Here is a 12,607-nt window from a genome sequence, read left to right as displayed (position 1 = left end):
GGTTACACCACGACAATACGTTGTGGTCTTGAAATTTGAGCCGCATAGTGTAACTGATCACACTTTTCTAATCACCTAGGATTCGTTACACTTTAGCGAGATTCACCAAGAGAATGAAAAAATGAAACGTGTTGTATTGTACGTCGCAGACAAATGCCCGCACTGTAAAGATGCTCAACGCTATCTGGACTCAAAGAAAATTGAATATCGCCTCACGAATGCAAAAATGCAGCGTGGTCGTAAAGAATTGCAAGCAATGGGCGCGCGCTCTATCCCTGTACTGAAAATCGGTGATCAAGTGATGGTCGGTTGGAATCAGAAGAACTTCGATAAGATGTATAACTCAAAGAACACATAACGTGGTCTAAGAGCTTAGTACTTCTACACAACAAAGCCCGCAGCTCCAACTTAGGATGTGCGGGCTTTGTTTTTTCTATTTCAATGTAAATAGGTCATTAAAATTCGATATCGCTATCCTTTAACCCTCAAGAGCTTGTCACAACCTGAACACTTATATTTTTCTTTAATTCCAAGGACTTTGTCTAAAATGGTCCTGCGAACTCTCACAAGCCTTTGTTCTTTGCACTTACATTTCATAAGGTAGCAATTACTATTTGGATGATGTTTAAGGAAGCAAATATGAATGACCCAGCGTAAGTTAGCCATATTGTCAGTCACACGTTTTTCTCAGAATAATATAACCATCACTAACGCTTGTGATTAAACTTGGATAAAACATTTAAAATCAAATAGTTATGTATGACCAACTTTTAGATAAAGACTGAGAAATCTTCTAGCACTACCCAGAGACGATTTGAAGAGTTTGGAGGAGGTTTAAGAATTGGACTCAGCCAACGTTAGAAAAGAGCCAATAATTGAAGGCATGACTGTCTACCTTTTGGAGTAACTATCCTGTTGCAATGAACTGTTGAGTCAAATCAAGGAAAGCTGAAACTTGTGCATTAGGCATTAGGCATTAGGCATTAGGCCAGCTTAACACAGGCCTATATACGCATATTTCAACCACACTTTTCTCTTACTACGCGCTCACTAACCTTTGATTTTGAAAACCATACCGCAGTTCACGCACTGGTATCTTCCTTTGATACCAAAGAAACGATCCATAAACGTTCTATGAATCCTAACCAGCTTTTGCTCTTTACATTCGCATTTCATAACAACAGAACACCATACTTAATAATCCTGTTAATTATTAAGTACGAGGCATATTAAGTAAATCATAAACCCTTAATATCCACGCCTAAATTAGTGACATTGATCTCATAAAACACCACAAATGAGACATTACTTCAAATTAATCGCCGATGTGACGACAAAAAATCACACATAGCGCTTCACGAAATCAATAAAGGTTCGGTCTGCTTTCGACAGATACCCTTCCTTTCTCCAGGCCAAAGATAGATTCAGTTTTACTGGGTCTTTGAATGGCACGCCGACAACATCTTCTTCATACTCCGTCACTAAGCTGAGTAATGCAGTAATGGCGAACTCTCGTTTTACAATAGATAGAATCATCGGGAGCAAGTTGGTTTCGAATGCGATGGTCATGTCTAGGTTGTATTTTTTACAGGTCGCATCAATAAAGTCACGATGGAAATAACCCGACTTAAACATGATCAGCTCTTGAGCGAAAAACTCTTCAAAGGTGATGGATGGTTGCGTTGCCAATGGGTGTTCTTTACCAACAACAGCTAGCATTTCTGAACTTAACAAGTGATCAGTTTCAAGATCATCAGGCACGTTTTCATGATTAATCACGCCGATATCAAGCTCACCGCTCAATAACATTTCACGAATCGAAGCAGTACCAGCATCAATCAGCGATAACTTGAGGTTGGGGTATTGGCTTTTAAAGGCCATAACCACCTGTGGGAAAAAGTAACTCCCCATCATGCTTGGTGCTCCTAAACGAACCTCTCCTTTCTCTAACCCCTTTAACTCGTTCATTGCGAGTTGAGCATCATCAAACTGCTGAGCAATTCTCTTGGCATGCTCGAACAACACCTTCCCCTCTTCCGTTAAGGTGACGGATTTATCTCCGCGACGAAACAGAATTAACTCCAATGTCAGTTCTAGTTTTTTAATGGAGATACTCAATGCAGGCTGCGCGATATGCAGCGCTTTTGCGGCCTGAGTAAAGTTACCAAACTGAGCAACGGCCAGAAAATGTCGAAGAGGTTTTGATTCAAGCATGTCGATATATTTTATATATTGAGGTGATATCTTTAATATATTTTTTTAATCACTCCTGTGCTGATAACTTGTTCACAAATAGCTTATTAACTCGCACAGGCGCAACATCAATGTTTGATAAAGGCAGTACTCAATACAAACGAATCACCCAATCATTAGCTATTGGCTCGTTTATCATTTTCTGCAACCTGTACCTTTTTCAACCTATCTTGCCGCACATGGCGGAGCACTTCCAAGTATCTGAAACTCAGATCAACTGGCTGTTTGCTGCAACAACGCTTGGCCTTTCAATTAGCTTGGTGCCTTGGGCAATCGCATCTGAAACCTTCGGTCGAAAACCTATTATTCTATTCAGTTTATTCGCGATTCCTGTGATTGGATTGAGCATGGTGTTCACGACAACCTTGTTACAACTGGTTATTGCGAGAGCTTTCATGGGAATTGCTGTCGCTGCTTTTGCTGGTGTTGCGGTTGCTTATATGGTCGAAGAGTTATCGCCCAAAGCGTTTGCGGTCGCGATTGGTGGCTATATAGCGGCCAACTCATTAGGTGGGATTTTTGGACGTGTATTAGGCGGCTTAATCACAGATTATTTCGATTGGCATGCCACTGTATTATTTTTCGTGGTCGGCTCTTTGCTTGGTGCACTCTATATTGCGTATAGCCTGCCTGACCAACAAAACTTCAAACCACAGAAAGGGTTGTTCTTTCATCATAATCGCTCGGTAGTAATGCACTTAAGAAACCGTACCTTATGGCTCGCGATGTTGATTGGTGGCGCTAACTTTGCGCTGTTTGTTAACCTCTATTCGGTAATGGGCTTTAGGTTGGTATCCGAACCTCACTCAGTACCGGTCGGTTTGGCTTCACTGATATTCCTTTGCTATTTGGCCGGAACGGTAAGCTCTAAGCTCTCCAATAAATGGACACTTCGTTTTGCTCCGTTAAGCGGAATCTTGATGGGTGTGTGTATCAGCTTAATTGGAATGCTCATTTCTGCAGTCGATAAGATCCCGTTCATGCTAGCAGGCTTGCTATTGATTAGTGGCGGCGCGTTCTTCGCTCATACCCTTGCCTACTCTTGGGTAAGTCAAAAAGCGCCAAGTGCGAAGGCCACAGCTACCGCGCTATACCTTGTGCACTATTATATTGGCGGAAGCTTGGGTGGGTTCTTGCTCTTGTATTGCTGGCAGTTATTTGGCTGGAACGGTGTAATAGCAGGTGGTTCTATCTTCTATGTCGCGATATTTGCTTGGGTCTATCAGTTGAAACAGCTTCAGGTATCAACCTCTAAACTAGCTGAAGCTTAAGTAACACAAGCTGTCTGATTGAATTAGTGCTTTTGATTAACGTCCGTTCTGATATCCTACGCAAAATTTCATTTCGGAACCTGTTATGTCGAACACTCAAAGCACAGATCTTCAAACCATCCACGACCAAGTAAAACAATGGTTGGACGATGTCGTTATTGGCCTAAACCTGTGTCCATTCGCAGCCAAGCCACAACGTAATAAACAGATTAAGATCTTTGTGAGTGAAGCGAATACGGAAGAAGCGTTGTTGGAAGACATCATGACGCATTTCGTCGAGTTAGATAACACACCAGTCGCTGAATTGGAGACGACGTTAGTGGTTGTCCCTAACATGCTGCAAGATTTCTTCGACTACAACATGTTCATTGATTGGATTGAAGCGCTGATTAAGCAGGAAGACTGGGAAGGTGTTTACCAAGTAGCGACATTCCACCCAGATTATTGTTTTGGTGGTGCCGACCCAGAGGACGATGAAAACCTAACGAACCGTTCTCCATATCCGGTTTACCATTTGATTCGTGAAGCAAGCATGGAAAAAGTGTTGAAGCACTACCCTAACCCTGAAGCGATTCCTGATACCAACATTGCAAGAGTTGAATCTTTAACACCAGCGGAACGTCGTCAACTGTTCCCTTATCTATTCAGCTAATTGCGAACAGTTGAACACTGAGAACGAACCGATTTCGGCTTACGAACCCGAGTGTTCTTGATGATATGGACGAGAAATAAACTGATCTCGTCCATTTTGTTTAGCAATGTACAGGCATTCATCGGCAACTTTGATTAACGAGTCTAACGCCGACATTCTTTCCCCTTTGGTGTCTCCAGTACTCAATTCAAAATGACACGCACCGATTGATATGGTAATTGGCTTTCTATCCAGTGTAATTTTCTTCATCTCTTGCAAAAGAATCATGAACTTATCTTCAACATAACTGGGTGTTCTATTTGGATACCAAAGAATGAACTCCTCGCCACCAAAACGCGCCACAAACTCGCCTTCTTGAGTGTTATGACTCAACACGTTCGCCACTTTCTTTAGAACAACATCACCCATTTGATGTCCATAAGTGTCATTAACGACCTTAAAGAAATCGATGTCGACAACCGCGAGTGTCCCTTTTCCCAAAGAGCCTTTTAACTGTTCAACTTCCGCATTCAGCGTTTTGAACAAGCAACGTCTATTCGGTAAGTGTGTAAGAGGGTCGTAAAGAGCTTGGTACTCTAACTTTTCGTTTAGCTCTTTGAGCTTTCGTTCTTGTTGTCTTCTAACGAGTTCCACTTCTATCCATGAGGCCATTAACCTCATCACGTCGATGTCGAACTCTTTAAATTCACGATGATAAGGAGCCGGGCTTGAAAAGTTTAAGGTGCCATAAAGCTCATCATTAACGAAGATAGGAATACCAATGTACGACTCCAAACCAAAAGACTGGTAGGCAGGATGAGTCGCATACTTATCGTGTTTGCCACAATGTTCAATGCAGATAGGACTGATAGATTTACAGGTTATCTCACAGTAGGTCGAGCGATAATCGAAGGTGTCACCACTATTGAGTTCAACCCCTTCAGGTGTAACACAATGTTCAACCAAATAAGTATTACCATCGACTTTAGACAAAATACCAATATCTAAATTAAAGCGTTCGAGCCCCATGATAAGCAGCTGAGCGATCTGACTATCGAAGCCCTTTCGATAATCATTGGTGATTTGATACAAGCGGCGTATCACAATTTCACTTTCACTGGCTTGGTTCATAACTAGGATCCCACTGCTGCCGAGTTTAATGGCAACATCAATATTTGGTATATTTAGAAGAGTAAAGGGTAATAAAACACAATAATCAATTGGTTTGTATGCAAAATACCTCATTGGTCCAATGAATAAAAGTCGACTTCTTCGACTTTGCGTTAGCACCCTATTCCCAGCTTTGGTAAAATACCCCATTAACGAAACAGAATGGATAGGAAAATGAACCTTTCTCAACTAAGCCAAGAAATCTACGATCACCTTTACCGCGACATTGAAGAGTTCCGCAGTACTTTTGATCTGCCTGTTGCTGCTCCTGAAACAATGGACGAAAAAGGCGATACGCTACACACCTCTCTAGCGATCGAAGAACTGACAGAACTTGCAGAAGCTGACTCTAAAATCGAACAAGCGGACGCTATTGTAGACAGCGTTTATGTTTTGATGGGACGTTTGGTTCACCTTGGTCAAGCGAAGGTTGAAGACAACTTAGCAATCAGCTACTTGATCGACCTACTGTTGAATGTTTCTAAAAACCGTTCAATCGACTTTCTGCCTTGTTGGGACGAAGTACACTCAAGCAACATGAGCAAAGTGTGTCGTAACGAAACAGAATACGCAGAAACTGAAGCTTTCTATGCTGAGCAGAACATCAAACTGATGGCGGTTCAAAAAGGCGAGTACATCATCGCTAAGTGTGCGGAAGATTTCGTATCTGAAGGCAAGACAGTTCGCCAAGGTAAAGTACTAAAATCAGTACACTACCGCCCTGCGAGCCTTGAGTCTCTAACGGCTTAAGTAAGGCTACAACTGAAGCACTTTAAAGCCTCAGTTGACTGAAATCGAAAACGCCACGTTATTTTAACGTGGCGTTTTATTATCTATTAGAAAACTCTAGCTGTGTTAATTGGAGCCGTGTATTAGAAGCAGAACACTATACCAGTCGTGCCATGTGATAAGCCGCCACATATTCGCCATTTCTAAAGGCAAATCCTGCAGACTCCCCTTCAATCACGAAGCCAAATTTCTTATACAGGCTGATCGCTCTTTCGTTATCGGTATAGACCGTTAGCTCCAGTCGTTTGATGTTAATCCAGTTATCACACAAGTCGATCGCCGTTGCGAGCAGTTGGCTACCGACACCTTTGCCTAATACATCGTCTTTAACACCCATACCGAATGAAGCAACATGACGCCTTCTCGGGTTGACACACACTTCCATTCCCAAATTGCCGACAATTTCTCCATCGATTAACGCGACATAGGAATACACGTTATCAGGGATATTAGAGATTCGTTTCTGCCAGCTTTCAAGAGACGGGTTTGGGAGTTGCAGCGTACCGGTATAAGCATTAGTGCATTCGTAGATTTCTTTTATTCCCTTCGCATCTGACGGTTCAGACCGTCTCACTATAATACTCATCGCAACTCCTACTATTATTCTTCGCTAAATGTGATGCACATCCTCAATGTGCACCTAGACACACTATCAAATAGTAAATATTTAACAATAGGTTAGATGAAATTGTTTCAAATTAAGGAATTAGCAATTGGAGGAAAAATAATATTTTGACGAAGGCGTGTTAATAATATGGTTTTACTTGTCGTGGCTAACTGAAGAGTTTCCGATCGAGAGAGTAAAGAATAGGTTATCATGTTGATGTGATATGGACACAAAGATATGTGCCCATATTGCTAAACTAGCTCTCTTGATTAGTCACGTTCACATTGAACTTGCATGACTTTAAGATCCGTAGCATTGAGCTTCTTAGCTAACGCTGCGCCTTCTTCATTGCATTGCTCAAGAGTCGTAAATTGAGTGTTAACTTCCATTTCTGCTGTGCTGTCTGCACCACCCATCATTAGACTTAGAATCAGTGTTAGTTCGTACATAAGTTAATCCTCTTTCCAGTTTTGAAAGCATCCATTCGAATAAGATAAAGTGACTAAACTGAGTCTTAGTTCACTTGTTTCGTTTGAGATAATTCTAGCCATTCGCGCGAATCGAGTCTTACCATTTTATGCCAAGAGGTAACAAAGTAAGTACGCTTATCTTATTAGGCTTAATTGATACTGAGTAAACGACCTCGTTCGATGTCTTGCTCAAGTACCTCTGGAGTCAAGTCGCCATGTCCATGGTGATCGTGATTATGGTTATGGTGATGTCCATGATCGTGGCCGTGTGAATGACTTTGATGTTCATTTGATCTTTGAGCTAACTTATCTGAATCCAAATAAGTGTCAGTCAAATCAGCACAATAATCTTGAGTCCATAAGCGACGAGCGTCGTCATCACTCATGATTTGCTCAGCTTTAGGGCCCAACTTATCCATGTAGTACATCCCCAACTCCTCACCTTCTACATTGGCGTGGTTGATAAGATTCATGAAAGCAGGTTCTTGATTCTCATCTGATAGATGACCATTTTTGTAACACACGGTTAGACCAATAATGTCGTCGCCAAGTTGCTCTAATGCAGGGTTAAAATGGTTGTGACTGTGATTATGTTCGGCAGCGGCGACAAGCATTGGAGTAAGTAAAACACATGCGATAGCCAGTAACTTAATGGTATTTTTCATGGGATAGACCTTCTGTATTTTCGAATACAAATTTGATTAGATGGTTGACTTAGCTTCTTGTGAGGTGAGCTGAGGGGAACTTCATGGGCATTTCAGCCTGAGTACCCCTCTTGTCTCACTACAAATAATCAATATGATTGGATAACGAGGCTCGATATAACGAGCGTTCAGCAAACAAGAGTTACTTATCAACCACGATTCTTGCTGGTGCGATGGTGTAAGCCATTATCTTCATCTCCCATTCCCCTTTTGCTTCCAATGCAACCGCTAATGCTTGAGCCTCTTCACACACCTTCGCTGGTTTTCCATCAGCCCAGAATGAAGGACCCGAGGTATATCCACACATAACAGAAAAAGCGTGTTGGCCATCCTTTATTGTGTATTCCGTCATAATGCCTCCACCTTCACCGTGTGTTATTTTTAATGAGCCTTCATCGGCGACATGCATTGCATCGGAAGGGTTTGGTTTGACATACGTTGTGTAGGTGCCGCCATCTGACATGTATTGGTTGTCATACATGGTGTAGCCTTCTTTTTCTGAAGGTAAGGTCAGTTCGTAGTTAGGATCAATATCCGCTAAACGTTCTGAGTTATTCGTCGCACCAGGTTGATAGTTGTGAGCATTGGATTGTCCGTTAGCGAAAACAGACGCTGACACTAAAGATAGAATGACGACCGCTAAAATTGATTTTTTCATAATGAACTCCAGATATTCTAAGCAAAGAAGTTGTAAGCAATAGCTTTATGATTGAGTAAGATAATGGGTTTGTTTACCTAACTTTTTAGGATGTGAGGGCAATATCAGCCCTCACTGCAAATACCCTATTTGTTATCGGTTCCTGCTCCTTCACCAGGCTCAGTTGGACGACTTACCGACTTGCGCTCAAGGTTGTGGTGAGCACGCACTCTATCCATGTATTCTTGCTTGGTGTTCATACCTTGCTTCATTGCTTCTGGTACTTGTTCTGCTGGGATCACGATGTCACGGTCGACAGGCCACTCTGTTAACAGCTCTGGGTGGTAGCCTTCTGGGTAGTACAGTTTTGGATCCAACTCTAAATCACGAATCTCTTGTTCTTGTATGTCTTCACGGCTGTTTTTCGGCAGCGGGATTCTAAAGTCAGACCCATCGGCCATATCAAATTGTGGCGCTCGCGCATTCGGGAAATCAGGTAAAATACCTTCACGAACCCACGCATTATCTTTAGTCATGTTAACGACAATGCCATCTGGCGCACCGAAGTGGTAAGGCCCTTGCCAGTGGTGGCGAACCTCTACAACGGTTTCCTCATTAAGATATGGGTCGAATGTCATGTGCGTTGTCATGAACAAGCGCGGTTGTACTTCATTCGCCACATAACCCGCCGCGTACGCTGGTGTATGGTGAGTATCAACGGTGTAACGTGCTAAGAATGGCGGCACACCTTGAATAATCGAAGACACACCAAACGTTTCGGTTTGCAGCTCAGTAATGAACAAGTCTGCACCTTTTGCGTATTTCAAATCCAACTCGGTTGGGCGACCGTCTCCTGTCCAAACAAATGAAAGCACTCGACCGTCATCTTGAGTCCAATTCAAGCGGTAACCAGACGCGCCATCTTTTGCGTGACTGCGTCGCCAGTGAATCACTTCCACATTATCTTGGTCATAGATAACGCCTCCGTCGTCGCGGAAATCAAACTCGTGTACCACAATGTCGTTGCCTGATGGGAACACATCAAATGCATCGGTGTGCCAGTTCAACATTTGCTGCATGCCTTCAATCATATGACGAGTGCCATATTCTGGAGTCGCACCACTCGGGCCATAAATGTTAAGCGGCTTTTCCCAGCGACCATTCCAACCGCCAAATTGATACAGGTAAGGTAACGAGCCGTAGTGGTCTACGTGCAAGTGAGTAATGAAGATATGGTCGAGTTCATTCATCGCGACACCCGCCGCCACATAGTTCGCAATAGATCCTTCACCTAAATCAAAAACAAAGTTAGAACCGTTACCCAACTCGACGTATATCGAGGTGTTTGCCTGCCCCGGGCGAATCATTGGTGATGTCCCCATGAACGTGACACGCATTTCATCCGGTTGAACTTCTTCAGTGCGTGGGAACCAGTTTGCGCCCGACACCATGTGATCGCCATAAGGTGCAATGCCCTCAAACATCAGGCCTTCTTTCCAACCTGAATTGGTTTCTTTGCGATAATCACCATTGTTTACACCACCCATTAACACAGAAAGCACTTCTTCTTCTGAAGAGTACAAGTTCCCCTTAGGTTGAGTGCTCAGATACTCTTCAAGGGTTTCACCCTCGTGATATTCAAATTTCTCGAGTTTTTGAATATCAGAGTTAGTCTGCTTGGTGTTGTATTGCATCATTGGGTCAGCAGCAAAAGCGGTTGTCGTGATGATCATTGCTGTAGAGATGATTGATAATTTTGCGAAAGTTCTCATAGTTTCACCTATCGGTCTGAGTATTTAGTAAATGAATGAAGTTCCTTCCTCACTCCGATGCAAACAAGTTTATTAATAAACAGAACCTTGATATATAGTGTAAACTTTACTTAAAACCTCCATTTCATTTATGAGTTAAAAACGACCCCACAATGATCTGGATGAGTGGCAATAAGAATAGAGGGAACTGAATTTGGACCTTAATCTACTGACGACATTTTTGGCCGTTTACAAACACAGCTCTATCACCGTGGCATCAGAGCAGCTCGATATTTCTCAGCCCGCGGTAAGCGCAGCGATTAAGAGACTCGAAAGTGTCGTGGGCAAAGCTTTATTTGTGAGAGAAGGACGAGGTATCGCGCCCACTGGAGCAGCGGTATCACTCGCTAATAAGATAGAAGACCCATTGAACATCATTGGAACGGTTGAGCAGCAAAAGAATGACCTTAAAGTCTATTGCACAGAGAGCTTGCTTCATTTCGTTAGCCAGATTGAAGGCGTAAGCTTTACGGAAGCGCCGCTCGAAGAGGAAGAACTGTTTGATGCGCTTACTGCACAAAAAGTGGATATCGTCATTGATGTACTTTCGAGTAAGAAACACTCATTGATTGAAGAAACCATCGTCGATGAGGAACCCGTGTGTCTGACTCGAATTAACCATCCTCGAATTGGTGAGACACTGAGTAAAGAAGAGTATTTCCAAGAGGAACATATTGCGCTCAAGATCAAACGCGCCAACATGAACACGGTCGAATTTTTATCAGAGAACGATATCGAGCCGAGAAAAGTCAGAATTGAAACCAGCTCAATTTCAAGCATGCTGATTTTGGCAAGCACGACGGATTATATCGCCGCATCTACTCGTTCTTTTGCAGAAATGCTCGCACCTGCGCTTGGCTTACGCGTTCACCCGATCCCCATCAAATTAAGACCGATCACGTTTCGAATGCTTTATCACCGCCGTTACGCTAAAGACGAACAACACATCAAAACCCGCGAAGCAATCAAATCTGCATTAAGAAAACATAAATGAAACTGAGGTTTTAACTAAAGTTAACCCTATTAATATAAATTCAGTTTAATCACATACTCTCCAGCAAGTTAATTCAATAGAACGACACTGGAGAATCCATGAACAAACTTAGCCTTATTGCACTACCACTTACGTTACTCAGCAGCGCAGCGTTCGCGACTTCGACTCAAGTTTACATCGAACAAAATGTTGCCTCTAATGCTGCTGATAACGGTGTCTACACCACAGAAGCCGGAGCATTAATCGATACGTCAGAAGATGGACAAGTCTATATAGGTTTTGATGACCAGGGTTGGCTAGCCGCGGGTTACGGCCACGACTTTCACATCAGCGAATCCTTCACGTTCAACCTATACGGTGAACTCGGTAAATGGGACAACGGTGAAGAGTTATTAATCGAAGGTATTATTGATTATCAAGTGAACGATAAATTCAATGTATTCAGTGGATTGGGATATAACCAGTCAGGGCAAGTTCTCGAGAATGTAAGCGACACCACGATCAACACCAATAAGTTCATCGCCGGTGCGGGGTACTCACTCTCAGGCTGGGATTTAGCTTACCAATACACTCACGAAAACAGTGATGGTTCCAATGGCGGATTTACTCACAACGATGACAACGTTATCTTTCATCAAGGCGACTACCGTACCAATGAACACGAAGTCGTTCTCTCTAAGAGCATCGACGACTGGACACCCTACGTGAAATACACCTATTTCAACACCAACGAAGGTGACCTTTACTTGAACGGCCAATCGATGGGTCCGATCGACAACGACAGCATCATTACACTTGGTTTGTCTTACGACTTCTAAACATCTCAGATTCAATTCTCATAGGCAGATGGATTTGCCCACCTTTCGAGGGCACTACTATGAAAATGACTCCTCAACGTAACAAAGTCATTAATATCGCTGCAGCGATCAGTATCGTTTTGTTTTCTGCGATTCCCACCTACGCAAGTGCTGATCACTTAGATTTCCATTATCTAGAGCCGAGTTACCTTGACTCCTCCTTCGTCGAATTCATGACACCAGGTTTTAGTCAGGGGTATCTTAACGATGAGATTAAAGAAAACCTTATTCCGGAATAATTCGTCAACACATCATAAAACGTAGAAGACCAGAAACTCACGCTTCTGGTCTTTTTATGAATAAACCGTCAATCAGAACTCTACTTCTGAGTCACTTTTCTCTAGGCTGATGACATTCAAAACTGCAAATGCAGAGGCTAGGAATAAGCCTAATATCCAAACAAAATACCACAT

15 protein-coding genes are annotated in these 12,607 nt (G+C 42.7%); 7 read left to right on the top strand and 8 right to left on the bottom strand.

The window, feature by feature from the left end; genetic code table 11:
- The first annotated feature begins 121 nt into the window (after nucleotides 1–121).
- Nucleotides 122–358, top strand: coding sequence for a glutaredoxin family protein (locus QUF19_RS07695; protein ID WP_004734934.1), 237 nt, complete (start codon nucleotides 122–124; stop codon nucleotides 356–358).
- A 983-nt stretch (nucleotides 359–1,341) separates the two neighbouring features.
- Here QUF19_RS07695 and QUF19_RS07690 read toward each other — a convergent pair.
- Nucleotides 1,342–2,214 carry a LysR family transcriptional regulator gene (locus QUF19_RS07690; RefSeq protein WP_286298359.1) on the bottom strand — a complete coding sequence of 291 codons (873 nt, stop codon included), beginning with the start codon at nucleotides 2,212–2,214 and terminating at the stop codon, nucleotides 1,342–1,344.
- Between the two features lie 110 nt (nucleotides 2,215–2,324).
- Here QUF19_RS07690 and QUF19_RS07685 point away from each other — a divergent pair, with 110 nt between their 5' ends.
- A complete protein-coding gene (locus QUF19_RS07685; protein WP_286298357.1) occupies nucleotides 2,325–3,524 on the top strand; it encodes an MFS transporter in 1,200 nt (399 codons plus the stop codon).
- 85 nt (nucleotides 3,525–3,609) lie between these two features.
- Nucleotides 3,610–4,176, top strand: coding sequence for a DUF1415 domain-containing protein (locus QUF19_RS07680; protein ID WP_102350833.1), 567 nt, complete (start codon nucleotides 3,610–3,612; stop codon nucleotides 4,174–4,176).
- A 39-nt stretch (nucleotides 4,177–4,215) separates the two neighbouring features.
- Here the strand turns inward: QUF19_RS07680 and QUF19_RS07675 are convergent, their stop codons facing one another.
- A complete protein-coding gene (locus QUF19_RS07675) occupies nucleotides 4,216–5,286 on the bottom strand; it encodes a sensor domain-containing diguanylate cyclase (RefSeq protein ID WP_286298356.1) in 1,071 nt (356 codons plus the stop codon).
- A 213-nt stretch (nucleotides 5,287–5,499) separates the two neighbouring features.
- Here QUF19_RS07675 and QUF19_RS07670 point away from each other — a divergent pair, with 213 nt between their 5' ends.
- Nucleotides 5,500–6,075: a nucleoside triphosphate pyrophosphohydrolase family protein gene (locus QUF19_RS07670; protein WP_102350834.1), complete on the top strand. Its 576-nt coding sequence runs from the start codon at nucleotides 5,500–5,502 to the stop codon at nucleotides 6,073–6,075.
- A 136-nt stretch (nucleotides 6,076–6,211) separates the two neighbouring features.
- On the opposite strand, the gene QUF19_RS07665 is transcribed toward QUF19_RS07670, so the two are convergent.
- The 5 genes from QUF19_RS07665 to gntH all read right to left on the bottom strand — a co-directional run bounded on the left by QUF19_RS07665 (nucleotide 6,212) and on the right by gntH (nucleotide 10,304).
- The gene (locus QUF19_RS07665; protein ID WP_239829429.1) at nucleotides 6,212–6,700 is read right to left on the bottom strand and encodes a GNAT family N-acetyltransferase; all 489 of its coding nucleotides are present in this window, start codon (nucleotides 6,698–6,700) and stop codon (nucleotides 6,212–6,214) included.
- A 290-nt stretch (nucleotides 6,701–6,990) separates the two neighbouring features.
- Nucleotides 6,991–7,170 (bottom strand): hypothetical protein, encoded by a 180-nt coding sequence (locus tag QUF19_RS07660; RefSeq protein ID WP_004734908.1) that lies wholly within the window; start codon nucleotides 7,168–7,170, stop codon nucleotides 6,991–6,993.
- A gap of 170 nt (nucleotides 7,171–7,340) precedes the next feature.
- Entirely contained in the window at nucleotides 7,341–7,856 is a 516-nt protein-coding gene (locus tag QUF19_RS07655) for a hypothetical protein (RefSeq protein ID WP_256799666.1), read from the bottom strand.
- Nucleotides 7,857–8,037: 181 nt separating this feature from the next.
- Nucleotides 8,038–8,553: a hypothetical protein gene (locus QUF19_RS07650; protein WP_286298338.1), complete on the bottom strand. Its 516-nt coding sequence runs from the start codon at nucleotides 8,551–8,553 to the stop codon at nucleotides 8,038–8,040.
- 125 nt (nucleotides 8,554–8,678) lie between these two features.
- Nucleotides 8,679–10,304: a guanitoxin biosynthesis MBL fold metallo-hydrolase GntH gene (gntH, locus tag QUF19_RS07645; RefSeq protein ID WP_286298335.1), complete on the bottom strand. Its 1,626-nt coding sequence runs from the start codon at nucleotides 10,302–10,304 to the stop codon at nucleotides 8,679–8,681.
- A gap of 193 nt (nucleotides 10,305–10,497) precedes the next feature.
- Here gntH and QUF19_RS07640 point away from each other — a divergent pair, with 193 nt between their 5' ends.
- From QUF19_RS07640 to QUF19_RS07630, 3 genes are all read left to right on the top strand, one after another.
- Nucleotides 10,498–11,337, top strand: coding sequence for a LysR family transcriptional regulator (locus QUF19_RS07640; protein WP_286298332.1), 840 nt, complete (start codon nucleotides 10,498–10,500; stop codon nucleotides 11,335–11,337).
- A gap of 98 nt (nucleotides 11,338–11,435) precedes the next feature.
- Nucleotides 11,436–12,155, top strand: coding sequence for a hypothetical protein (locus QUF19_RS07635; protein ID WP_286298331.1), 720 nt, complete (start codon nucleotides 11,436–11,438; stop codon nucleotides 12,153–12,155).
- A gap of 59 nt (nucleotides 12,156–12,214) precedes the next feature.
- Complete coding sequence (locus tag QUF19_RS07630; protein ID WP_286298329.1) at nucleotides 12,215–12,433, top strand: hypothetical protein; 219 nt, start codon at nucleotides 12,215–12,217, stop codon at nucleotides 12,431–12,433.
- Between the two features lie 72 nt (nucleotides 12,434–12,505).
- Here QUF19_RS07630 and cydX read toward each other — a convergent pair whose 3' ends face one another.
- Nucleotides 12,506–12,607 (bottom strand): cytochrome bd-I oxidase subunit CydX, encoded by a 102-nt coding sequence (cydX, locus tag QUF19_RS07625; RefSeq protein WP_286298327.1) that lies wholly within the window; start codon nucleotides 12,605–12,607, stop codon nucleotides 12,506–12,508.

Source organism: Vibrio sp. FE10 (assembly GCF_030297155.1).
In the GTDB taxonomy this organism is placed as follows: Bacteria; Pseudomonadota; Gammaproteobacteria; order Enterobacterales; family Vibrionaceae; genus Vibrio; species Vibrio apostichopi.
The sequence above is the reverse complement of the archived record's forward strand: the minus strand, read 5'-3'. Positions and strand labels throughout refer to the sequence as shown.

Bases quoted from the DNA above. Each gene is read 5' to 3' on its own strand.
- QUF19_RS07695 (WP_004734934.1), top strand. From the start codon at position 122: ATGAAACGTGTTGTATTGTACGTCGCAGACAAATGCCCGCACTGTAAA.
- QUF19_RS07690 (WP_286298359.1), bottom strand. From the start codon at position 2,214: ATGCTTGAATCAAAACCTCTTCGACATTTTCTGGCCGTTGCTCAGTTT.
- QUF19_RS07685 (WP_286298357.1), top strand. From the start codon at position 2,325: ATGTTTGATAAAGGCAGTACTCAATACAAACGAATCACCCAATCATTA.
- QUF19_RS07680 (WP_102350833.1), top strand. From the start codon at position 3,610: ATGTCGAACACTCAAAGCACAGATCTTCAAACCATCCACGACCAAGTA.
- QUF19_RS07675 (WP_286298356.1), bottom strand. From the start codon at position 5,286: ATGAACCAAGCCAGTGAAAGTGAAATTGTGATACGCCGCTTGTATCAA.
- QUF19_RS07670 (WP_102350834.1), top strand. From the start codon at position 5,500: ATGAACCTTTCTCAACTAAGCCAAGAAATCTACGATCACCTTTACCGC.
- QUF19_RS07665 (WP_239829429.1), bottom strand. From the start codon at position 6,700: ATGAGTATTATAGTGAGACGGTCTGAACCGTCAGATGCGAAGGGAATA.
- QUF19_RS07660 (WP_004734908.1), bottom strand. From the start codon at position 7,170: ATGTACGAACTAACACTGATTCTAAGTCTAATGATGGGTGGTGCAGAC.
- QUF19_RS07655 (WP_256799666.1), bottom strand. From the start codon at position 7,856: ATGAAAAATACCATTAAGTTACTGGCTATCGCATGTGTTTTACTTACT.
- QUF19_RS07650 (WP_286298338.1), bottom strand. From the start codon at position 8,553: ATGAAAAAATCAATTTTAGCGGTCGTCATTCTATCTTTAGTGTCAGCG.
- gntH (WP_286298335.1), bottom strand. From the start codon at position 10,304: ATGAGAACTTTCGCAAAATTATCAATCATCTCTACAGCAATGATCATC.
- QUF19_RS07635 (WP_286298331.1), top strand. From the start codon at position 11,436: ATGAACAAACTTAGCCTTATTGCACTACCACTTACGTTACTCAGCAGC.
- QUF19_RS07630 (WP_286298329.1), top strand. From the start codon at position 12,215: ATGAAAATGACTCCTCAACGTAACAAAGTCATTAATATCGCTGCAGCG.
- cydX (WP_286298327.1), bottom strand. From the start codon at position 12,607: ATGTGGTATTTTGTTTGGATATTAGGCTTATTCCTAGCCTCTGCATTT.